Source organism: Streptomyces sp. NPDC031670 (assembly GCF_055580545.1).
Map to the genome: position 1 here is coordinate 196,456 of NZ_JBVILC010000005.1, position 21,821 is coordinate 218,276.

The window sequence follows — 21,821 nt, forward strand, 5'->3', positions numbered from 1 at the left end:
GCCGCGTTTCACCGCCCGAACGTGCCGGGTGCTCCACTCGTCCACCGGGCCCGTTGGGCTACCGGGCCGGCTCGCCTACCAGGCCGGCTTGCCCGTCGTGTAGATCCACTTCTGGAAGAGGTCGTCCAGCTGCTGTCCGGAGATCTTCTCGGCCAGCGCGACGAACTGGGCGGTGTCCGCGTTGCCGTACCGGTGCAGCTTCGTCCAGGCCGGCAGCAGCTTGAAGAATGCCGTGTCGCCGATGCGCTCGCGCAGCGCCTGGAGCGTCAGCGCCCCGCGCCGGTAGACGGCCCCCGCGAACATCGTGTCGCGCTGCGGGTCCGCGACCTCCCGCTGCCAGAACGGGTCGGTGGCCGGCACCCGGTTGTAGTAGGCGCGGGCCAGGTCGTGGGCGGTGCCGCGCCCCTTGTGCTCCTCCCACAGCCACTGCGCGTAGCTGGCGAAGCCCTCGTTGAGCCAGATGTCCTTCCACTGCGCCACCGAGACCGAGTCCCCGAACCACTGGTGGGCGAGCTCGTGGACGATCGTGGTCTCGTTGCGCACCGCCGAGTACGCGGGCTTGGACTGCACTTCGAGCGAGAAGCCCGCCTGCGGCATGTCGTCGACGATCGCGCCCGTCTCCTCGAACGGGTACGGGCCGAAGACCTGGGACCAGTAGTCGGTGGCCTCGGCGGTGACGGCGTACACGTCGACCTGGTTCTGGCCCTTGAGGACGGGGTCGATGGCCACGTAGATCGGCGTCCCGGCCGGGGTCCTGCCGGTCGTCACGTCGAACTTGCCGATGGTCGCCGTGGCCAGGTAGGTCGCCATCGGCCGGTTCTCGCGCCAGTGGAAGTACGAGCGGTCGCCCCGGTCGTACGAGGAGAGCAGGCGGCCGTTGGAGACGCCGGTCAGGCCCTTGGGCGCGTCGATGCGGATGTCGTAGGTGGCCTTGTCGGAGGGGTGGTCGCTGGAGGGGAACCAGGTGGAGGCGGCGTTCGGCTCGCAGGCCACGAAGACGCCGTCCTTGGTCTTCATCCAGCCGTAGTCGGAGCCGAAGACGATGGGACCGTTGAGCGCGACGGGCACTCCGCCGTAGCCGACGGAGACCTCGAACTCGCTGCCTTTCCGCAGCTTGTGACGGGGCGTCACCACAATCTCGTCGCCGTCGCGGGTGAAGTCAGCCGGTCTGCCGTTCACCCGTATCGCGTCGACCGTGAGCTTCTGGAGGTCGAGGTGGAAGCTGGTGAGTGTCTGGGTGGCGCGGGCGGTGATCGTCGTATGCCCGTCGAGCCGGCCGGAATCCGGTTGGTAGCTGACACCGAGGTCGTAGTGGAGAGCGTCGAAGCCGCCGTTGCCGAGGTCGGGAAAGTAGGGGTCGCCGATCCCGGCGGCGCCGGGCGAGCCGCCGCCGGGTGCGGCGGCGATGGTGAAGGCCGAGGCCGCCGCGGTGGCCAGGGCGAGCAGCCGTGAGGTACGACGTGCCGAACGGGAGAGTGCCATGGGTCTGCCCTTCGAACGCGTTTCCGTGCGTACGGACAGGCAGACTCTGCACTCTCCCGTTTCGGCGTGAACATGACTTTACCGAACCGTCATGCGTTACTTGTCGGTTGACTCCTGAACGGGGGCATCCGGTCCGGCCGCGCCGCCGGGAGTCTCCGTGGACCCGGCGGTCTCGGCGGGCCCGGCAGCCTCGGTGGCCGACGCGGCCTCAGGGGTCGCGGTGGCCTTCGCGGTCGCCGCGGCCTCAGGGGTCGCGGTGGCCTTCGTGGTTGCCGGGGCCTCAGGGGTCGCCGCGGCTTCAGCCGCAGCCGGCTCAGTCGGCTCCGTCGCGGTCTGAGCGGCCTCGTCCTTCGTTCCCGACAGCTCGACCGACTCCCGTGCCTGCGGCAGCACCGCCTCGCCCGGGACCTGGTCCGGGGCGTTCTCCGGGTGGTGGCAGGCCACCTGGTGGCCGGTCTTGAGGGCGATCAGCGGCGGCTCCTGCGTCTTGCAGACCTCCGTCGCCTTCCAGCAGCGGGTGTGGAAGCGGCAGCCGCTCGGCGGCGAGATGGGCGAGGGCACATCTCCCTTGAGCAGGATGCGCTCGCTCTTGACGCCCTTGCGCTTGGGGTCCGGCACCGGCACCGCGGAGAGCAGCGCCTTGGTGTACGGGTGCATGGGGGCGGCGTACAGCGACTTGCGGTCGGCGAGCTCCACGATCTTGCCGAGGTACATCACCGCGATCCGGTCCGAGACGTGCCGGATGACCGACAGGTCGTGGGCGATGATCACGTACGTGAGGCCCAGCTCGCTCTGGAGGTCGTCCAGGAGGTTGACCACCTGTGCCTGGATCGACACGTCGAGCGCCGAGACCGGCTCGTCCGCCACGACCAGCTTCGGGTTGAGCGCGAGCGCGCGGGCGATGCCGATGCGCTGGCGCTGGCCGCCGGAGAACTCGTGCGGATAGCGGTTGTAGTGCTCGGGGTTGAGGCCCACCAGCGCCATCAGCCGCTGGACCTCCTTCTTCACCCCGCCCTCGGGCGTGACGCCCTGGAGCCGGAAGGGGGTGGAGACGATCCCGCCGATGGTGTGGCGCGGGTTCAGCGAGCCGTACGGGTCCTGGAAGATCATCTGCATGTCGCGCCGGAGCGGACGCATCTTCCCGGCCGACATGTGCGTGATGTCGTGGCCCTCGAACTCGACCTTGCCGCCGGTCGGTTCGAGCAGCCGGGTCACCAGCCGGCCCATCGTCGACTTGCCGCAGCCCGACTCGCCCACCACGCCGAGGGTCTCACCCGGCATGACGTCGAAGGAGACGCCGTCGACCGCCTTGACCGCGCCGGTCTGCCGCCCGAGCAGCCCCTTCTTGATGGGGAAGTGCTTGGTGAGCCCCTCCACCCGCAGGAGCGGCTCGGGCGAGGTGGCCGACTGCTCCGGGATCGCCTTCTCGGTGCCCTCGGTGCCCGGGGCGGGCTTCTTCTCGCTCTCGCTCACAGCTTCGGCGCAATCTCTTCGGTCCAGATACGGGTCCGCTCCTCCTGCGACATGTGGCAGGCCGAGAAGTGCCCTTCGGCGTCGTCCCACTGCTTGAGCTCGGGACGCACGGTGCGCGTGACGTTGTCCTTGGGGAGGTCCGCGTACGGGCAGCGCGGGTTGAAGGCGCAGCCGGACGGCACGTTGATCAGCGACGGCGGCGAGCCCTTGACGGGGATCAGCCGGTCGGTCTCCTCGCGGTCGATGCGGGGCATCGACCCCAGCAGACCCCAGGTGTAGGGGTGCTGGGGCTCGTAGAAGACCTTCTCGGCGGGGCCGCGCTCGATGCACCGGCCGCCGTACATCACCAGGAGGTCGTCCGCCATCTCGGCGACCACCCCGAGGTCGTGCGTGATCATGATGACCGCGGAGCCGAACTCCTTCTGCAGGTCCCGGATGAGGTCCAGGATCTGCGCCTGCACGGTGACGTCCAGGGCGGTGGTCGGCTCGTCCGCGATCAGCAGCTCCGGGTTGTTGACCAGCGCCATCGCGATCATCGCGCGCTGGCGCATACCGCCGGAGAACTCGTGCGGGTAGGAGTCCACGCGCTTGCCGGGCTCGGGGATGCCGACCCGGTCGAGCATCTCGATGGCGCGGGTCTTCGCGGCCTTCTTGGAGACCTCGTTGTGGACCCGGTAGGCCTCCACGATCTGCGCGCCGACCGTGTAGTACGGGTGCATCGCCGAGAGCGGGTCCTGGAAGATCATGGCCATCTTCCGGCCGCGCAGCCGCCGTACGTGGTCGGGGTCGGCGCCGATCAGCTCCTCGCCGTCCAGCCAGACCTCGCCGGAGATCTGGGCGTTGGCGCTGCGGTGCAGCCCCATCACGCCGAGCGAGGTCACCGACTTGCCGGAGCCGGACTCGCCCACGATGCCGAGGGTCTTGCCGGGCTTGATGTCGAAGCTGACCCCGTCGACGGACTTGACCAGGCCATCGTCGGTGTTGAAGTGGATGCGCAGGTCCCGTACGGAGAGGAAGGCCTCCCCGGCGTCGGCGGGGCGCTCGGCCACCGGCTCGCCGACGGCCGCGCCGGTCTTGTTCAGGTCGCTCACGAGAGCCTCACCCTGGGGTCGATCGCGGCGTACACCAGGTCCACCAGCAGATTGCAGAGAACGATGAAGAAGGCGGCGACCAGGGTCACGCCCATCACGACCGGGAGGTCGTTGTTGCGGACGCCGTCGACCGCGTAGAAGCCGAGGCCCGGGAAGGAGAAGACCTGCTCGGTGATGACCGCGCCGCCGATCAGCAGACCGAAGTCCATGCCGAAGATGGTGACGATCGGGGTGAGCGCGGCACGCAGGCCGTGCTTGCCGATGACGGTCCGCTCCCGCAGGCCCTTGGCACGGGCGGTGCGGATGTAGTCCTCCCCCATGGTCTCCAGCATTCCGGCCCGGGTGAGCCGGGCGTAGAGCGCGGAGTAGAGGAAGGCGAGGCTGCACCAGGGGATGAGCAGGTTCCAGGCCCACTCGGCCGGATTGTCCATGAACGGCACATAGTGCACGCCGGACCAGATGGGCCATTGGACCGTGAACAGTCCCTGGCCCAGCATCCCGGTGAAGAAGATCGGGAGGGACACGCCCGCGAGGGCGATGGCCATGAAGAAGCGGTCCATGAACGATCCCCGCTTGAGGGCGGAGACGACACCGACCGCCACACCGGAGGTCAGCCAGATGACGGCCGCACCGATGGCGAGCGAGAAGGTGACCGGGATGCGGTCGGTCAGCTGCGGCCAGACCTCGACGTGGTTCTTGAACGAGTAGCCGAAGCAGGGGGCGTTGCAGACCGAGGCGTCGGGACCGAACTGGTAGGTCGCGCCGACGAAGATCTGCTTGATGAAGTGCCAGTACTGCTCGTAGAGCGGTTGATCGAACCCGAGGTTCTTCTTCACCGCGGCGATCGCACCGGCATTGGCGTCCTTGCCCACGTACTGGGCGGCCAACTGGTCCATCGTCTGGCCGGCCAGCCGGGGCACCAGGAAGTAAATCGCGAAGGTGACCGCGCTGACGATCAGCAGCAGGACCACCGCGCCGAAAGCGCGTCGGATGATGTACGCAGCCACAGCTGTCCGGCAACCGGTGCCCGCCAGGCCGGGGGTCTTCCCGACCCGGCGGGCACCGGAGCCTTCACCTGCCTTTCAAAGAACTCGGGGGCTCAGCCGCTTTACTTGGAGGAACCCATCAGCAGGTAGTCGTACATACCGAGGTACGCCTGGGTGACCGTGACGTTCGTCGCGGACGTCGGGCGGAACAGCAGGTTCTTGCGGTAGATCAGCGGAACGGCGGAGGCGTTCTCGGCGACCATCTTGTCGATGTCGCCCCAGGCCTTCTCACGGGCGGTCTTGTCCGTGTTGGAGATGGCGTCGTTCAGCGCCTTGTTGATCGCCGGGTCGTTCAGTTCCTGGACGTTGTTGCCACCGGACGGCTTGATGGCCGAACCGTTGATGATCTGGTCCAGGAAGCCGAAGCCGGTCGGCCAGTCGGCACCCCACGCGGTCATGATCATGCCGAGCTTGTGGTCGTGCACGTACTGCGGGTTGCCGGCGAAGTTCTGGAAGTACTTGCCCGCGGGGAAGGACTTGATCTCCGCGTTGATGTTGAGCTTCTTCAGCGACGCCTGGACCGCGGTGGCCATGGCCATCTCGGACGGGCGGTCGGAGCGGGCCGTCAGGTTCGTGGAGAACCCGTTCGGCTGGTTGCACTGCTTGAGCTCGTCCTTGGCCTTGGCCTCGTCGCCCTTGTCACCAGGGGTCTCGTACAGGTTGAACTTGGCGTAGCCGTTGACCGACGGCGGCAGCAGCGTCGAGGCGACGTCACCCTTGGGCGCGCCACCCGCGGCGGCCTGGATCGACGCCTTGTCGATGCCCCACTGCACGGCCTTGCGGCAGTGGATGTTGTCGAACGGGGCGACGTTCACGTTCAGACCGATGTACGAGGTCGCGCCGGCGTACGAACCGTCCGTCTGCGACTTGTACTTCGGGCTGGTGAGGACCTTCGGCTGGGTCTGCGGGGAGACACCGGTGCCGGCCGCGTCGGCGGTCAGGTTGTCGGCGAGCAGGTCGTTGTCGACCGTGACCGCGTTGACCTTGAACCGGATGCTGATCTTGTCCGGCAGGGCCGGGCGGTTCGGGTCGGTCTTCGGGTCCCACTGCGGGTTGCGGACGAGGGTCGCGCCCTTGCCCTCCTCGTAGGACTCGAACTTGTACGGGCCGGAGGAGATGATGTGCTGGACGTAGGTCGCGCCCTTGTCCTTGTCCCTCGGCACCGGCGCCGTCTGCGAGAACGTCGCCAGGTAGTCGAAGTCCGCGAAGGCGTCCTTCAGCTTGAAGACGATGGTGGAGTCGTCCGGGGTCTCGATGGACGCGATGCCCTTGGGGTCCTTGTTCTTGTACGGACCCTCGTACTTGTCGCCACCCTCCAGGTGGGACTTGAAGTACGTCGGGCCGTTGGACAGGGCCTCGGGGGCGAAGTTCGAGCGCTCGACGGCGTACTTGACGTCCTTCGAGGTGATCGGCGTGCCGTCCTCGAACTTCAGGCCCTTCTTCAGGGTGTACGTCCAGGTCTTCGCGTCGGCGCTGGGCTTGCCGAGCGACTCCGCGAGGTCCGGGACCACGGTCAGGCCGTCCTTGCCGGCGGCCGGCTTGAACGTGGTGAGCGTACGGCCGTACAGGCGGGAGAAGTTCTGCACCCAGCCGTAGTACGTGTTGCCCGGGTCCATCGAGTCCGGGACGTCCGACATGGCGTAGGTGGCGGTGCCACCCTTCTTGTCGGACTTGTTCACGATCTGGCTGAGCGCGGCGTCGGTGACCGACTTACCGCCGCCGCTGCCCTTGTCGTCCTTGGAGTCGTTGCACGCGGTGGCCCCCAGTGTCAGCGCCACGGCGGTAGCGATCAGAACGGTCGCTTTTCTCGTCTTCACCTGAGGAATGCCCCCTCTATGGATGGTTGCGGCAGATGTGTCGTTGTGTGGCAGGTGCCGCGTGCTTACTTGCCTCGCGGGTCGAGGGCGTCTCGCAGCCCGTCGCCCAGCAGGTTGAACGCCAGGACCGTGATGAAGATGGCCAGGCCCGGCACGATCATGTACTGCGGGTCCGCCTCGTAGAGGTCGGTCGCGGTGGAGAGCATTCCGCCCCACGATGCCTGCGGCGGCGAGATGCCGACGCCGAGGAAGCTGAGTCCGGCCTCGAACAGGATGTTCGTGGGGATCAGGAGCGTGGCGTAGACCAGGATCGGAGCCACCAGGTTCGGCAGCAGCTCCCTGATCAGGATGAACGGACCGCGGGCGCCGAGGCTCTTGGCCGCCTCGACGAACTCGCGTTCGCGCAGGCTGAGCGTCTGGGCCCGGACGATACGGCCCATGTAGGGCCAGCTGAAGAAGCCGATCACGAAGATCAGCACGCTGATCCTCAGTGGCAGCCCGGTCAGTCCGAACGCCCCGTCCTGGAGCGACGCGGAGATCGAGATGGCGAAGAGCAGGAGCGGGAACGCCAGGAAGACGTCCATCGCACGGCTGATCAGGGTGTCCGCCCAGCCGCCGTAGAACCCTGCCGTGACGCCCATGATCACGCCGATGACGACCGAGAGCAGCGTGGCGCCGCCCGCGACGAGCAGCGACACCCAGGAGCCCTCGATGATGCGGGACAGGATGTCGCGCCCGTACTGCGGGTCGACACCCAGCGGGTGCTCCCAGCTCATGCCGCCCCAGGCTCCCTTGGGAGCCAGCAGGGCCGGGTCGATCAGGTCCTGGTGGAACTCGTTCGGGTCGAGCCCGAACGCCCACTGGATCGGCTTGGAGAGAACGGCGAGCAGGACGAGCAGGACGACGACGACGCCACCGGCGACCGCGAGTTTGTCGCGCTTGAAGCGCGTCCAGGCGATCTGTCCGAGTGAACGGCCCTCGATCTGGCTCTGCTTGGCCCCCGTGAGTACTGCCTCCGGCGGCACCTCGGCAGCCGATCCGGTGGTCTCGAGCGGTGCGGTCACAGTGCCTCTGACCCCTCCCGGCCGGCGGATGGCCGGCCCGTACCAGCCGCTGTGGCGGCTTGTTCCATCAGGTGGTGCGGTGATCTGCGACGGGCCGAACCGGCCCTTGTTAGCCGGGAGTCTTCAACGCGTTCGCGATCACCCGCCAGACCTGACGGTGAATGGTTGCCTAAACGTGATGCGGTCAGATGACTTCCGTTATGCGGACGGTGTGATCGTCTGAGCGGACCAGTCGTGTACTAACCGACCAGATCGGTCATGTCGCCCAACTGCCCTGATGAACTGGCGAATTGGGTGGACCAGTGGGCGGCAACCGGGACAGGCGCGACTGTTGGGTACGTGTGGGGCGTGTGCGGCTTGTGCGACTTGTGGGTGGCGTCAGTAGGCGCGCGGGGCGGCCGGCGGATAGCCGTACCCGCCGGCGGGGGCCGCCGGGGCGGAGTGCGCCTCGCGGTCGTAGAAGGCCCGGCCCCGGGCGCGCAGCCACATCCCGACCGGGTCGTACTCGTCGGAGAGGGCGACGGTGGAGACCGGCAGCCCCTCGGGGACGGCGGCGACCGACTGCTGCATCATCGCGCGCACCGCGTCGACGGACCGCGGCCCGGTGTCGTAGAGGTCGAGGCCGATGGCCAGGTACGGGGTGCCGAGCGCGGGCTGCACCCAGGCGCGGCGCAGCGCCCGCACGGCGGGGGTGCGGTGCGCGTGCTGTGCGAGCAGGGCGTAGAACTGCGGGATCTCCACGGCCGGTTCGGTGATCCGCAGCGGACCGGCCGGCATCCGGTCCAGGCCGGTGGCGATCCGGCGCAGATCCGGCCACGGGATGCCGACCCCGCCGCCCGGGGCGTGCGGGTTGAGCCAGATCCCGTACCGGTCGGGGTAGAGGGCGCGGGCGATGTCCCGGCCGGTGACCACCTCGTGGGCCCGGTTCCAGCCACTGGCGGAGAGCTCCTGGGCGGAGGTCACACAGGGGGCGTACGCGACCCCGTCGACCTCCATGTTCCCGTACTGCGCGTCGGGGGCGCCGGGGCCGCCGTGCCACAGCAGCATCCACAGCCGGCCGGAGGAGGGGTCGGCGAGGGCGTGCAGCAGCGCCTCGTACGCGTCGTAGCGTCCGGGGGCCACCTGGCGCAGCATGTGCTCGACCTGCCCGGCCGCCGCGGTGCCTGACGCACTCACCCTGGGTCCCGCCCCTCTTCGTTCCCCCGCGCCGCCGGCGCACAGGCGGGCGGCCGTGGGGGGTCTACGGATTATGGAACCAGCTTATGCGGGAGGACCGCGGAGCGGCCCGCGCGCGGGCGGACCGGTGCCGGGGTGCTAGGGCGTGGGCCGGGTGTAGAAGGGGCGCACCCGTTCCCGCATCCAGTCCCCCACCGGGTCCTGGGCGACGTCGAGCAGCACCAGGTTCACCGGCCAGCCGACCGGGACCCGGCCCAGCGCCCGGCCGAGCGCCTCCATGGGGGCGTTGCGCCCGGCTCCGTCCCAGGTGGCGAACTCCACGCCGATGAAGAGGGTCGGCTCGTCCCCCTCGATGGAGGCGAGCGCGCGGCGGGCGGTGCGCACCACGCCGATGGCCTCGAACTCGGCGGAGGCGGCGGTCAGGAAGTCCACCGGGTCCTCCTGCCAGTCGGGCTCGAAGAGCCGTACCCGGGCGCCGGAGGCGGGGCCGTCCAGGGCGGTGCGCCCGGTACGGCAGAGCTCGGCCACGGCGGGCGGCGGCAGCGGCACACCGACCGCGCCCTCCGGGTTCAGCGCGATGCCCAGCTGCGGCGGCAGCCCCCGGGCGAATTCGACGGCCGGCGCGATAGCGAACGACATGTGCGGGCCCACGCACTGGAGGAACTGCTGCTCGGAGCTGTAAACCGGGACGTACGGCGCGCCGTCGATCTCCATGGTGGGCAGATCGAGATCCCGGCTGTCCTGGCCGCCGCCGTTGGGCAGCGGCACCCAGACGGGGTTGCGGCCCATGACCTCTATCAGGCGCGGGCCCGCCGTCGGGTTGCCCAGGGCCGCCGCCAGAGCCTCCTCCAGCTCGTTGCCCGGCCAGCCGCCGCCGCCCTGCGGGAGCGGGTGCGGGAAGTTCATATGCCGTCCTTCGTCTTCGCGTGACTGCGGGTGTCAGTGGGGTCAGCGGGTGTTCGCGGGTGCCGTGCGGGCCGTACGGCGCCGGTCGCGCGGTCCCCGCGCCGAAACTCTAGTCCCGGCCGGGCGGCTCCCCGAAAGCGATCCGGTCCACCGCCCCGGCCGCGTCCCTGTCCAGCAGCACCGCCGACGCCACGCCCCTGGGGAGGTGGCCCGCCGCGACCGCCGCTATCAGGCGCGGCACCGCCCGGGAGTGCCGGGCGAAGGCGTACGCGGACACCTTGCGCCCGCGGGCCGCCTGCCCCGCCAGCGCCACCTCCGGGGGGACGTCGAGCAGCACCAGATGGAGGCGGCGCCCGCCCCGGGCCGCCCGGCGCGCCAGTGACCAGCGCACCCAGGCGTGGGTGCCGCAGTCGTGCACGACCAGGCCCTCTCCCGCGCGCAGCGCCCGGTGCGTCCGCAGGAAGTGGGCGACGCGGGCCACCGGGCGGTACAGCGCGTACGGCACCCCGGGCAGCCGGGCCTCCCAGGCCCTGCGGGTGTCCTGCGAGTCGATGCCGAGGCCGGGCGCGGCCTGGCGCAGCAGGGTGGTCTTGCCGCTGCCCGGCAGCCCGGAGACCACCACCACGTCCCCCGCGGCGAACCGAAGCGTGCGCGGGGTGCGTCCGGCGCGCCCGCGCAGGTCCCGCACCACGGGCGCCGCACCGGGCGCCGTGGCGCCGGGCGCCGTGGCGCGCTGCGCGGGCACCGCCGGGCCGGCCTTCGCCGCCGTGTGCCTGTGCACCGTCATCGGTCCTCCCCTGCCGGGTCGTGCGACCCTTCCCCAATGTGCGTAAAGAGATGGTAATGAGGCCTGAGCGATATGCCGTTCCGCGGAGCCGTGCAATGATGTGCCCGCCAACTGCATACCGGCCGCTTGAATCCACGCGGGAGAGTCCCCGGCAGTTCCCCCAAGGCCCCGGAAGGCCTGGTGGATCGCGGGGCGCCGAAGGAGCAAGTCCCTCCCTTGAATCTCTCAGGCCCCGTACCGCGTGGATGAGGCAGATCTGAAAAGCGGGCCGCGCGTCCCCGGACGGCGCGGCCCCACCCAAGGTGCAAGCCGGGTCTCCCGGCGAACCTCTCAGGTTCCGATGACAGATGGGGAGGATCGTCCTCGCCGTCATGCCCTGGGAGCCACACCCTCATGAGCAACCCCCGTCTCACCGCCCTTGACGCGACGCACCGTTCGCTGGGCGCGACCATGACCGACTTCGCCGGCTGGGACATGCCGCTGCGCTACGGCAGCGAGCGCGACGAGCACAACGCCGTCCGCACCAGGGCCGGTCTCTTCGACCTCTCCCACATGGGTGAGATCACCGTCACCGGCCCGGAGGCCGTCAAGGCCCTGGACTACGCGCTCGTCGGCAACATCGGCACCATCGGCGTGGGCCGCGCCCGCTACACGATGATCTGCCAGGAGGACGGCGGCATCGTCGACGACCTGATCGTCTACCGCCTCGGCGAGAGCGAGTACATGGTCGTCGCCAACGCGGGCAACGCCCAGGTCGTCCTGGACGCGGTCACCGAGCGCGCGGCCGGCTTCGACGCCGAGGTCCGCGACGACCGCGACAACTACGCGCTGCTCGCCGTCCAGGGCCCGAAGTCCCCCGGCATCCTGCAGTCGCTCACCGACGCCGACCTGGACGGCCTGAAGTACTACGCGGGCCTGCCCGGCACGGTGGCCGGCGTCCCGGCGCTGATCGCCCGTACGGGCTACACCGGTGAGGACGGCTTCGAGCTCTTCGTGGCCCCGGCCGACGCCGAGAAGCTGTGGCAGGCGCTCACCGAGGCGGGCGAGGACGCGGGCCTGGTGCCGTGCGGTCTGTCCTGCCGCGACACGCTGCGCCTGGAGGCGGGCATGCCGCTGTACGGGCACGAGCTGACCACCGCGCTGACCCCGTTCGACGCGGGGCTCGGCCGGGTCGTGAAGTTCGAGAAGGAGGGCGACTTCGTGGGGCGCGCGGCCCTGGAGGCCGCCGCCGAGCGCGCCGCCGCCAAGGCGCCGCGCAAGCTGGTGGGTCTGGTGGCCGAGGGCCGCCGGGTGCCGCGCGCCGGCTTCTCCGTGGTGGCCGGCGGCGAGACCGTCGGCGAGGTCACCTCGGGCGCCCCGTCGCCCACGCTGGGCAAGCCGATTGCCATGGCGTACGTGGACGCCGAGCACGCCGCACCGGGCACCTCCGGCGTCGGCGTGGACATTCGCGGTACGCATGAGCCGTACGAGGTCGTGGCGCTGCCGTTCTACAAGCGCCAGAAGTGACCCCTCGCACACGCACCGCATGACTTTTCCGTTCACCACCACTCCCCCTCGTACAGGAGAATTCTGGTCATGAGCAACCCCCAGCAGCTGCGCTACAGCAAGGAGCACGAGTGGCTGTCGGACGCCGAGGGCGGCGTCTCGACGGTCGGCATCACGGAGCACGCGGCCAACGCGCTCGGTGACGTGGTGTTCGTCCAGCTCCCGGCGGTCGGTGACACGGTGACCGCGGGCGAGACCTGCGGTGAGCTGGAGTCGACCAAGTCGGTCAGCGACCTCTACTCCCCCGTGACGGGCGAGGTCACCGAGGCCAACCAGGACGTCGTCGACGACCCGTCGCTGGTCAACACCGCCCCCTTCGAGGGCGGCTGGCTGTTCAAGGTGCGCGTCGCCGAGGAGCCGGGCGACCTGCTCTCCGCCGACGAGTACACCGCGTTCGCAGGCAGCTGACCACGGCGTAAGGACTGATCTTCCGATGTCGCTTCTGAACACCCCTCTTCACGAGCTCGACCCGGACGTCGCCGCGGCCGTCGACGCCGAGCTGAACCGTCAGCAGTCCACCCTCGAAATGATCGCCTCGGAGAACTTCGCTCCGGTCGCGGTCATGGAGGCCCAGGGCACGGTCCTCACCAACAAGTACGCCGAGGGCTACCCCGGACGCCGCTACTACGGCGGCTGCGAGCACGTGGACGTGACCGAGCAGATCGCGATCGACCGGGTCAAGGACCTGTTCGGCGCGGAGTACGCCAACGTCCAGCCGCACTCCGGTGCCTCCGCCAACCAGGCCGCCCTCTTCGCGATCGCCCAGCCCGGCGACACGATCCTCGGCCTGGACCTGGCGCACGGCGGCCACCTCACCCACGGCATGCGCCTGAACTTCTCCGGCAAGCAGTTCAACGTGGTCCCGTACCACGTCGACGAGGCCGGTCTTGTCGACATGGCCGAGGTCGAGCGGCTGGCCAAGGAGCACCGCCCCAAGGTGATCATCGCGGGCTGGTCGGCGTACCCGCGCCGGCTGGACTTCGCCGAGTTCCGCCGTATCGCGGACGAGGTCGAGGCCCTCCTGTGGGTCGACATGGCGCACTTCGCCGGCCTGGTCGCGGCCGGGCTGCACCCGAACCCGGTGCCGTTCGCGGACGTGGTCACCTCCACCACGCACAAGACGCTCGGCGGCCCGCGCGGCGGCATCATCCTGGCCCGGAACAAGGACTTCGCGAAGAAGCTGAACTCCGCGGTCTTCCCCGGCTTCCAGGGCGGCCCCCTGGAGCACGTGATCGCGGCCAAGGCGGTGTCCTTCAAGGTCGCGGCCTCCGAGGAGTTCAAGGAGCGCCAGCAGCGCACCCTGGACGGCGCCCGCATCCTGGCCGAGCGCCTGGTCCAGGACGACGTCACCGCGCACGGCGTCTCGGTCCTGTCCGGCGGCACGGACGTGCACCTGGTCCTGGTGGACCTGCGCAACTCCGAGCTCGACGGCCAGCAGGCCGAGGACCGCCTCCACGAGGTCGGCATCACGGTCAACCGCAACGCCATCCCGAACGACCCGCGCCCCCCGATGGTCACCTCGGGCCTGCGGATCGGCACGCCGGCGCTGGCGACCCGCGGCTTCGGCGCGGACGACTTCCGTGAGGTGGCCGACATCATCGCCGAGACCCTCAAGCCGGACTTCGACAAGGACGCGCTGGCCGCCCGGGTCTCCGCCCTGGCCGCGAAGCACCCCCTGTACCCCGGCCTGAAGTAGTTTCGTACCCTTTTGTTCGTACGAACCTTCGGGGCACCGCGCACACTGGACGCACACTGGACAGTGAGAGCGGTGCCCCGAACCCTTGCACCGCCCGTTCCACCTGCTCGCTCTGCACCACCCGGCAGACAACGGCGTCTACCCCACCAAGGAGTCCTTCCGTGGCCATCTCGGTCTTCGACCTGTTCTCGATCGGCATCGGCCCGTCCAGCTCCCACACGGTCGGCCCGATGCGCGCGGCCCGTATGTTCGCGCGCCGTCTGAAGAACGAGGGCCTGCTGGCCCACACCGCCTCGATACGGGCCGAGCTCTACGGCTCGCTGGGCGCCACCGGCCACGGCCACGGCACCCCTAAGGCGGTCCTGCTGGGCCTGGAGGGCAACTCGCCGCGCACGGTCGACGTGGAGCGCGCCGACGACGAGGTGGAGCGGATCAAGTCCAGCGGGCGGATCAACCTGCTCGGCGCCCACGAGATCCCCTTCGACTTCGACGAGGACCTGATCCTGCACCGCCGCAAGGCGCTGCCGTACCACGCCAACGGCATGACGGTCTTCGCCCACGACGGCGAGGGCGCCCTGCTCCTGGATAAGACGTACTACTCGGTCGGCGGCGGGTTCGTCGTCGACGAGGATGCCGTCGCGGGCGAGAACCCGATCGTCCCCGACGACACCGTCCTGAAGTACCCCTTCCGCACCGGCGACGAGCTGCTGCGCCTCGCGAACGAGACGGGTCTGTCGATCTCCGCCATGATGCTGGAGAACGAGAAGGCCTGGCGCACCGAGGACGAGATCCGCGCCGGGCTGCTGGAGATCTGGCGTGTGATGCAGGCGTGCGTCTCGCGCGGCATGTCCCGCGAGGGCATCCTGCCGGGCGGCCTCAAGGTCCGCCGCCGCGCCGCCACCACCGCCCGCCAGCTGCGCGCCGAGGGCAACCCGGACGCGCACGCGATGGAGTGGGCGACGCTGTACGCGATGGCGGTGAACGAGGAGAACGCGGCGGGCGGCCGGGTCGTCACCGCCCCCACCAACGGCGCCGCGGGCATCATCCCGGCCGTGCTGCACTACTACATGAACTTCGTGCCCGGCGCGGACGACGAGGGCGTGGTCCGCTTCCTGCTGGCCGCGGGCGCGATCGGCATGCTCTTCAAGGAGAACGCCTCGATCTCCGGCGCCGAGGTCGGCTGCCAGGGCGAGGTCGGCTCGGCCTGCTCGATGGCAGCGGGCGCCCTGGCCGAGGTCCTCGGCGGCACCCCCGAGCAGGTGGAGAACGCCGCGGAGATCGGCATGGAGCACAACCTGGGCCTGACCTGCGACCCGGTCGGCGGCCTGGTCCAGATCCCGTGCATCGAGCGCAACGGCATGGCGGCCGTGAAGGCCGTGACGGCGGCGAAGATGGCGATGCGCGGCGACGGCAGCCACAAGGTCTCCCTGGACAAGGTCATCAAGACCATGAAGGAGACGGGCGCCGACATGTCGGTGAAGTACAAGGAGACCGCGCGCGGCGGTCTGGCCGTCAACATCATCGAGTGCTGACGGCTGTGCCGGCCGGCCCGTGTGGAGACGGGCCGGCCGGCGGGCTCGGGGTCACTTGTCCAGGGACGCCCAGAACTCCTCGAAGGACAGCTTGCCGTCGCCGTTGGCGTCCTTGGCCCTGATGATGGCCTGGGCCACGGTCTCGGTGACGTGGAAGTCGCCCAGCTGGGCCATGACCTGCTTGTACTCGGTCGCCGTCACCTCGCCGTCGCCGTCGACGTCGAGCCGCGCGAACGCCTTGCGGGCCTCTTCGATGTCCGCCACTGGGTCCACCCCTATCTTGGTGCGTTTTTGACGGGGGTCAGACTAACGGGCCCACCGCCCCTCCCCGTACGGCGGTGGCCGCCGCCGGATCGTCACGGGGCCGCGGAGAAGGCAGGGACATGAGACAGGAACTGGGCGGCATACTGGCCGCCGCCGCGCGCGGGCACTTCCCGCCCGCCGACGGGACGACGACCGTCGTTCCCCAGCCGAACCCGCGGGACGCGGGCGTGCTGGCGTTCACCGCGCACTCGGTGGTCTTCCTGGACGAGGACCCGCAGTGGGTGCGGGACACGCTCGCGGCCACCGACGCCATCCGCTCGGCGCCTCGATGAACCCGGGCTTCCTGGCCGCCCTGATGGCCCGTACCGGCCGCCGGATGAACTGCGTCGACCTCCTCACCTGCGCCCCCGCCCTGCCCGGTGAGCCGCCGCTCGCGCTGACCGAGCTGCACGACCCGGACCACCCCCGGGTGGCGCGGGCCCACAAGTTCCGCGACGAGGTCCGGGTGTGGGCGGCGGACGGCGGGGTGCTGGTGCTCGGGCGGGGCGTGGCCGGGCGCTGGGAGGCGGCGATCGAGGTGGACGAGGGCGCCCGGGGGCGCGGGCTGGGCGTACGGCTCGCGCTGGCGGCCCGGCATCTGGCTCCCGAGCCGGTCCTCTGGGCCCAGCAGTCCCCGGGCAACGCCCGCAGCGTACGGACCTTCCAGGCGGCGGGGTACCGGCCCGTCGGCTCGGAGGCGCTGCTGGTGGCGCACTGAACCCCGGGCCGGGAGCAGCGGGCGTCGGGCAGCGGGCAGCGGGCAGCGGGCGCGCCAAACCTCGCGCACGGCATGTCGAGGCATCGAGATCCGGCCAAAAGCCCGGGACCCTCTTCCCTACGCTCCGCCACCGGGCGATAACTTCGTGCTGTCGCCGCCACACCGGGAGCACAGGGCTCCCAGGGACTCGCGGCGCTGGGGCGATTCAGGAGTGACTGCCACCACTGAAGCAACCACCACCTTCACCTTCCAGCCGTTCACCCGGAGCTGCCGGCTCATCTGGGACGAGGGCGACCACGTCCTCATCGGGGTGAGCCCGGGAAACAGCTATTTCAGCGCCGAGCGCATCGCCGGTCTCCTCCGCTGGGCCCGTGCCCGCTTCGACCGGGTCGACCTCGTCTACGCCGACCGCCATGTGGACCGGATGTTCACGACGCTCGGCTACGACGACGAGCACGCGCGCCGACGGGCCGCCAAGGAGCTGAAGGCGGTCCGCAGAAGGATCGTGCGGGGCGTCGAGGAGGCCGGCCCCGGCGGGCTCCCGGTCGGCGTCCACGCCCTCTCGGAGTTCGAGGGGAACCCGGTGTACGACCTGCTCCACCGCCGGGTGCGGCACTTCCTCGCGACCGACCACGAGTTCCGCACCGGCTGCGAGGAGATGGCCGCCGCTTTCCTGGCCGGCAAGGCGGGCGGCCGGGTGAGCCAGGCGCGGACCGCCGCCTGTCTCGACTACATCGCCGCCGAGCTCCCGTTCTTCCTCGACACCCCGGGCATCCTCCAGGTCCCCTCCTCGGTGTCCTGCTACCACGCGCCGATCCCCCTCACCGAACTCCTCTACGCCAGGGGCGGCGGTCTGCGCGCCTCCCGCAACCAGGCGTACGCGGTCGTGCGCCCGCGGCCCTCGGGCCCGGAAGGAGCCGCCGCGTGAGCGCCACCGGCACGGAGACCACCACCCGTCCGCTGCCGGGCTTCCCGTTCGGCCGGCGCGGCGATGTGCTCCCCGAGGAGTGCGCCGCCCTGCGCGCCGAGGCGCCGGTGGCCCGGGTGCGCACCCTGACCGGGGACACCGCCTGGCTGGTGAGCAGCCACGCGCTGGCCAGAAGCGTCCTGGAGGACGACCGGTTCAGCCTCAAGGACACCGCGTCCCCGGGCGCCCCCCGCCAGTACGCGCTGACGATCCCGCCGGAGGTCGTCAACAACATGGGGAACATCACCAGTGCGGGGCTGCGCGGCGCCGTGCTGAAGGCGCTCAACCCGCGCGCCGACGGTCTGCGCCGGTGGCTGCGCGAGCGGGCGGACGAGTTCGTCGACGGCCTGCTCGCCGAGGGGCCGCCCGCGGACTTCCGGGCGGGGTTCGCCGACCCCTTCTCGGCGGCCCTGCACTGCAGGGTGATCGGGGTGCCGTTCGCGGACTGGCGGCGGCTGATGAGCGGTCTGGACATCGCGTTCATGACCAGCCCGCACCCCTTCGAGGGCTCCCGCCTCAACTGGTACAAGGACCTCGGCTACATGGTCGACCGGCTCAACGCGCCCGAGGACCGGCGCGCGGGGCTGCTGGGCCGTCTCGCCGAGCTGCGGACGGAGGAGGAGTCGGCGCACCTCACCGACGAGATGCTGGCGACGGTCGCGGTCTCGCTCTTCGGCGCGGGCGCGGTCTCCACCTCCGCGTTCCTGGTCCTGGCGGTGCTCGCGCTGCTCCAGCACCCGGAGCTGATCGCGTATCTGCGGGCGCGCCCGGACCGGATGGGCCGGGCGGTGGAGGAGCTGCTGCGCTGGAACCTGTCCATCGGCGACGGGCTGCCGCGGCTGGCCACCGAGGACGTCCGGGTCGGTGACGTCCTGGTCAGGAAGGGTGAGCTGGTGCTCGTCCTGGTCGAGGGCGCCAACTTCGACCCGGCGGTCTTCACCGACCCCGAACGGCTCGACCTGGACCGCGAGGTCAACCCGCACCTCTCCTTCGGCGCGGGCCGCCACTTCTGCCCGGCCACGGGGCTGGGCCGGGCCCACGCGGAGATCGCGCTCGGTGTGCTGGTGGAACGGCTGCCGGGGCTGCGCCTCGCGGTTCCGGCCGAGCAGTTGGTGTGGCGGACCGGTTTCATCAAGCGCCTGCCGGAACGGCTCCCGGTGCTCTGGTGAGACACGGCCGCCCCCGGGATCACCTCCCGGGGGCGGCCGTCGGTCCGTGCGGAACGCACCGGCTCAGCGGAAGATGCCGGTGTGGCCGAGCGAGTACCGGCCCGGCTGCGGGTAGACCGCGAGGCCGTGCGGGCCCGAGCCGACCGGGATACGGGCGATCTCCCGCCCGGTGGTGGTGTCGATGGCGTACACCTCGGCGTCGTAACGGCCCGACAGCCACAGGACCTTGCCGTCCGCCGAGACCCCGCCCATGTCGGGGCTGCCGCCCTCGGGCAGACGCCACTTCTTCGTCAGCCTGTTCTGCGCGAAGTCGAAGATGGAGATCGTGCCCTCCCCCCGGTTGGAGATGTACATCTCCTTGGAGTCGCGGCTGACGTAGAGGCCGTGGCAGCCCTTGCCGGTGGGCAGCAGCGTCGGTGTGCTGAACCGGTCGCCGTCCATGACCCACATGCCGTGCGCCATCATGTCGGCGACGTAGAAGGTCTTCCCGTCCGGGGACATCTTCACGTCCTGCGGCATCGCCCCCTCGAACGGCAGCTTCTGGTGCGCGATGACCTGCATCTTCTCCGTGTCGACCTTGAGCAGTTCGCCGGAGAACTCACAGGAGACGATGAAGTAGCGCCCGTCCATGGAGAAGTCGGCGTGGTTGACGCCCGCGCAGTGGACCGGGACGGTCTTGACCCGGTTCATGTTCACCGGTTCGCGGAACACCAGCTCGCGGTCCATCGACGCCATCACGACCGCGTACTTGCCGTTGGGCGTGAAGTAGAGGTTGTACGGGTCGGAGACCTGGACCGTGCGGCCCGCCTTGCCGGTCGCCGGGTCGATGGCGGTGAGGCTGTCCCCCAGGTCGTTGTTGACCCACAGGGTCTTCATGTCCCAGGAGGGCACCACGTGCTGGGGCTGGTGCCCGACCGGGATGGTCTCGATCACCTTGTACGTCTTGGGGTCGATCACCGAGACCGTGTTGGAGTTGGTGTTGGGCACGTAGACGCGTTCGAGGAAGTTCTTCACGGCCGGCTGGAGGGCGTTCGGGCGGTCCGCGGCGTAGGCGTCCTTGGGGTCCAGGACCGGCGGCATCCCGGGCAGGCCCTGGGGGACGGCCCGCTTCGGCACGGGCTGAGCGGCGCCCTTGGTGCCCAGGGCCTCGTTCCCGCCCTTGTCCGCGGACGAGGAGCAGCCGGCGAGCGCGGCGAGCAGGAGGCCGCACAGCAGCGCGGCGGTCCTCTTGGTGGGGGTCGGCATCAGGTCAGCAACTCCGTGGTGGTCACCGCGCGCAGTCCGCGGCGGTCGAGGTCGGCGAGGAGGACCGGCAGCGCGGCGACCGTGTCCGCGTAGCCGAAGTGCAGGCTCACCACGGATCCGTTGCGGATCCGCGCGGTGACGTTCCGCGTCACGGCCGCGGCGCCGGGCGAGGTGAAGTCGAGCGAGTCGACGTCGTAACTGAGCACGTGCGGGTATCCCGCGCGCCGGGCCAGTCTCTGAACGAGCGGCGTCGCGTACTGGGTACGGGAGGGCCGGAACCAGGTCCCGATGGAGCCGGTGAGCCGGCGCAGCCGGTCCGCGCAGCCGGTGATCTCGGCGTACGCCTCCGGCTCCGCCAGCGCGGAGATGTCGATGTGGCGCTGGGTGTGGTTGCCGAGGTCGTGGCCGCCGTCGAGGATGCGGCGGGCCATTCGGGGGTGCTCGTCGAGCCAGCTGCCGACGGCCAGGACGGTGACCTTGGCGCCGGCCCGTTCGGCCTCGGTGAGCACGGCGGTGGCCTGTCCGGGGTCGCCCTGGCCGTGGAAGGTGAGCGCGACCTTCGGCCGGTCGCGCGGGCCGTGGGTGACCTCGGCGGGCTGGGCAGGGAAGGCGCGGGGGGCCGGGGCCGCGCGGACGGTGCCGGGGCGGGCGGAGGCGGGGGACGCGGGGGGCGTCGCGGCGGCGGGCGGCCCGGCGCCGCCCTCGTCGTGCGTACAGCCGGCCGCGAAGGCCCCCGCGGCGGCGGCCCCCGCCCCGGCTCGCAGTGCGCTGCGGCGGTCGACCCCGCGGGGAGATGGATTGAGCACATCGACATTTAAGTACGCCGAAGGGCGGAAGGTAATGATTGACCCATTTCAGGGCCTTTACGGGTCGCTGTAGACACGCCACTCACTGAGCGGGCGAGTTCGATGAATCACTCAGCGATCCCCATACTTATTCAGCATTTGGAAGGTGAGTGCTCTAGCTCACCTACGATTCATAGCTAAACTGTCAGAGTATGGGGAAGTTTGTCCGAGTAGGGACTTTTGGCGTGAAGGCCCCCCGTCTGCCATAGTCGAAGACACGACCCCTCATTGACCCGAGTTCGGTCGTCCAGTCGCCGTGGATCACACCCCCTCCGGTCCGCGGCGGCGCTCCGCAGAAGCCCCCGCAGGCAGGCCGTATCCGGCAGGCACGGGGGCTTCGGCGCGTTCGGGGACACCTGACGGGCGGGCGTCAGCGGTCGGCGACCCGCATCTCGAACCAGGTGGTCTTGCCGCGCGGCAGCAGATCCACGCCCCAGCGGTCGGAGAGCTTGTCGACGAGGAAGAGGCCGCGCCCGCTGGTGTCCATCTCGTGGACCGGCATCAGACAGGGCAGCCCGCGCGAGGGGTCGCGCACCTCGATCCTGATCCAGCCCCGGCGCCGCAGCATCCGCAGCCCGAAGGCGCGGGCACCGGTGTGGCGCACGGCGTTGCCGACCAGTTCGGAGACGAGCAGGATCGCGTGCTCGGCGAGGGCCGGGGAGAGCGCCCACTGACGCAGTATCACGCACTGGGTGAGCCGGCGCGCGGTCGCCGCGGACTCGGGCCGGGACGGCAGCCGCACTTCCTCGTCCGTCGGGTTGCCGAACAACTCCAGTGCCTTGAGCGCCTGTTCGTCCTCGACGGCAGGCGACCACCGAGCCGCGGTCGCGCCGCCGCGCTGCCGCGGTTGTTCCACACCCTCCAGCCCCGCCATCCCCCCATCATGGCCGCCCGAAGCCGCCTCCGGGGCCGTTCCTGGGGAAAACGGCTCCCGGAACCAGAGGTTCCGGGAAGCTCGT

The 21,821-nt window shown here is 70.4% G+C and carries 19 protein-coding genes, 1 pseudogene and 1 riboswitch; of the genes and pseudogenes, 7 read left to right on the forward strand and 13 right to left on the reverse strand.

The window, feature by feature from the left end; all coding sequences use genetic code 11:
- Nucleotides 1–75: 75 nt before the first annotated feature.
- The 9 genes from ACZ5ID_RS12440 to ACZ5ID_RS12480 all read right to left on the reverse strand — a co-directional run bounded on the left by ACZ5ID_RS12440 (nucleotide 76) and on the right by ACZ5ID_RS12480 (nucleotide 10,842).
- Nucleotides 76–1,482 (reverse strand): M1 family metallopeptidase, encoded by a 1,407-nt coding sequence (locus ACZ5ID_RS12440; protein WP_468896584.1) that lies wholly within the window; start codon nucleotides 1,480–1,482, stop codon nucleotides 76–78.
- Between the two features lie 96 nt (nucleotides 1,483–1,578).
- Nucleotides 1,579–2,955, reverse strand: coding sequence for an ABC transporter ATP-binding protein (locus ACZ5ID_RS12445; RefSeq protein WP_468896587.1), 1,377 nt, complete (start codon nucleotides 2,953–2,955; stop codon nucleotides 1,579–1,581).
- Entirely contained in the window at nucleotides 2,952–4,046 is a 1,095-nt protein-coding gene (locus ACZ5ID_RS12450; RefSeq protein WP_468896590.1) for an ABC transporter ATP-binding protein, read from the reverse strand. The genes ACZ5ID_RS12445 and ACZ5ID_RS12450 overlap by 4 nt, the downstream gene beginning before the upstream one ends.
- Nucleotides 4,043–5,053: an ABC transporter permease gene (locus ACZ5ID_RS12455; RefSeq protein ID WP_468896593.1), complete on the reverse strand. Its 1,011-nt coding sequence runs from the start codon at nucleotides 5,051–5,053 to the stop codon at nucleotides 4,043–4,045. Before ACZ5ID_RS12455 ends, ACZ5ID_RS12450 begins: the two co-directional genes overlap by 4 nt.
- A 101-nt stretch (nucleotides 5,054–5,154) precedes the next feature.
- On the reverse strand, nucleotides 5,155–6,909 hold the full coding sequence (locus tag ACZ5ID_RS12460; RefSeq protein WP_468896596.1) for an ABC transporter substrate-binding protein: 1,755 nt from the start codon (nucleotides 6,907–6,909) through the stop codon (nucleotides 5,155–5,157).
- 65 nt (nucleotides 6,910–6,974) lie between these two features.
- Entirely contained in the window at nucleotides 6,975–7,973 is a 999-nt protein-coding gene (locus ACZ5ID_RS12465; protein WP_468896599.1) for an ABC transporter permease, read from the reverse strand.
- Between the two features lie 378 nt (nucleotides 7,974–8,351).
- Nucleotides 8,352–9,149: an enhanced serine sensitivity protein SseB C-terminal domain-containing protein gene (locus tag ACZ5ID_RS12470; protein ID WP_468896602.1), complete on the reverse strand. Its 798-nt coding sequence runs from the start codon at nucleotides 9,147–9,149 to the stop codon at nucleotides 8,352–8,354.
- Between the two features lie 138 nt (nucleotides 9,150–9,287).
- The gene (locus ACZ5ID_RS12475; RefSeq protein WP_468896605.1) at nucleotides 9,288–10,055 is read right to left on the reverse strand and encodes an enhanced serine sensitivity protein SseB; all 768 of its coding nucleotides are present in this window, start codon (nucleotides 10,053–10,055) and stop codon (nucleotides 9,288–9,290) included.
- A gap of 109 nt (nucleotides 10,056–10,164) precedes the next feature.
- Complete coding sequence (locus ACZ5ID_RS12480) at nucleotides 10,165–10,842, reverse strand: AAA family ATPase (RefSeq protein WP_468896607.1); 678 nt, start codon at nucleotides 10,840–10,842, stop codon at nucleotides 10,165–10,167.
- A 127-nt stretch (nucleotides 10,843–10,969) separates the two neighbouring features.
- A riboswitch (glycine riboswitch) is annotated at nucleotides 10,970–11,092 on the forward strand.
- A 143-nt stretch (nucleotides 11,093–11,235) separates the two neighbouring features.
- On the opposite strand from ACZ5ID_RS12480, the gene gcvT reads away from it, so the two are divergent.
- From gcvT to ACZ5ID_RS12500, 4 genes are all read left to right on the forward strand, one after another.
- Complete coding sequence (gene gcvT, locus ACZ5ID_RS12485) at nucleotides 11,236–12,348, forward strand: glycine cleavage system aminomethyltransferase GcvT (protein WP_468896610.1); 1,113 nt, start codon at nucleotides 11,236–11,238, stop codon at nucleotides 12,346–12,348.
- 69 nt (nucleotides 12,349–12,417) lie between these two features.
- Complete coding sequence (gene gcvH, locus ACZ5ID_RS12490) at nucleotides 12,418–12,795, forward strand: glycine cleavage system protein GcvH (RefSeq protein ID WP_468896613.1); 378 nt, start codon at nucleotides 12,418–12,420, stop codon at nucleotides 12,793–12,795.
- Nucleotides 12,796–12,820: 25 nt separating this feature from the next.
- The gene (glyA, locus tag ACZ5ID_RS12495; RefSeq protein WP_365100703.1) at nucleotides 12,821–14,083 is read left to right on the forward strand and encodes a serine hydroxymethyltransferase; all 1,263 of its coding nucleotides are present in this window, start codon (nucleotides 12,821–12,823) and stop codon (nucleotides 14,081–14,083) included.
- Nucleotides 14,084–14,244: 161 nt separating this feature from the next.
- Nucleotides 14,245–15,615: an L-serine ammonia-lyase gene (locus ACZ5ID_RS12500; protein ID WP_468896617.1), complete on the forward strand. Its 1,371-nt coding sequence runs from the start codon at nucleotides 14,245–14,247 to the stop codon at nucleotides 15,613–15,615.
- 51 nt (nucleotides 15,616–15,666) lie between these two features.
- Here the strand turns inward: ACZ5ID_RS12500 and ACZ5ID_RS12505 are convergent, their stop codons facing one another.
- Complete coding sequence (locus tag ACZ5ID_RS12505) at nucleotides 15,667–15,879, reverse strand: EF-hand domain-containing protein (protein WP_468896620.1); 213 nt, start codon at nucleotides 15,877–15,879, stop codon at nucleotides 15,667–15,669.
- A gap of 119 nt (nucleotides 15,880–15,998) precedes the next feature.
- Here ACZ5ID_RS12505 and ACZ5ID_RS12510 point away from each other — a divergent pair.
- The 3 genes and pseudogenes from ACZ5ID_RS12510 to ACZ5ID_RS12520 all read left to right on the forward strand — a co-directional run bounded on the left by ACZ5ID_RS12510 (nucleotide 15,999) and on the right by ACZ5ID_RS12520 (nucleotide 18,772).
- Nucleotides 15,999–16,636 (forward strand): annotated as a pseudogene (locus ACZ5ID_RS12510) (GNAT family N-acetyltransferase).
- Nucleotides 16,637–16,847: 211 nt separating this feature from the next.
- The gene (locus tag ACZ5ID_RS12515; protein ID WP_468896622.1) at nucleotides 16,848–17,564 is read left to right on the forward strand and encodes a tRNA-dependent cyclodipeptide synthase; all 717 of its coding nucleotides are present in this window, start codon (nucleotides 16,848–16,850) and stop codon (nucleotides 17,562–17,564) included.
- Nucleotides 17,561–18,772 (forward strand): cytochrome P450, encoded by a 1,212-nt coding sequence (locus ACZ5ID_RS12520; protein WP_468896625.1) that lies wholly within the window; start codon nucleotides 17,561–17,563, stop codon nucleotides 18,770–18,772. The genes ACZ5ID_RS12515 and ACZ5ID_RS12520 overlap by 4 nt, the downstream gene beginning before the upstream one ends.
- Before the next feature lie 63 nt (nucleotides 18,773–18,835).
- Here ACZ5ID_RS12520 and ACZ5ID_RS12525 read toward each other — a convergent pair whose 3' ends face one another.
- The 3 genes from ACZ5ID_RS12525 to ACZ5ID_RS12535 all read right to left on the reverse strand — a co-directional run bounded on the left by ACZ5ID_RS12525 (nucleotide 18,836) and on the right by ACZ5ID_RS12535 (nucleotide 21,736).
- Nucleotides 18,836–20,017: a YncE family protein gene (locus tag ACZ5ID_RS12525; RefSeq protein ID WP_468896628.1), complete on the reverse strand. Its 1,182-nt coding sequence runs from the start codon at nucleotides 20,015–20,017 to the stop codon at nucleotides 18,836–18,838.
- Nucleotides 20,017–20,823, reverse strand: a complete 807-nt coding sequence (locus ACZ5ID_RS12530; RefSeq protein WP_468896631.1) for a polysaccharide deacetylase family protein — start codon at nucleotides 20,821–20,823, stop codon at nucleotides 20,017–20,019. Before ACZ5ID_RS12530 ends, ACZ5ID_RS12525 begins: the two co-directional genes overlap by 1 nt.
- 409 nt (nucleotides 20,824–21,232) lie before the next feature.
- Nucleotides 21,233–21,736, reverse strand: coding sequence for an ATP-binding protein (locus ACZ5ID_RS12535; RefSeq protein WP_468896633.1), 504 nt, complete (start codon nucleotides 21,734–21,736; stop codon nucleotides 21,233–21,235).
- Between the last annotated feature and the right edge of the window lie 85 nt (nucleotides 21,737–21,821).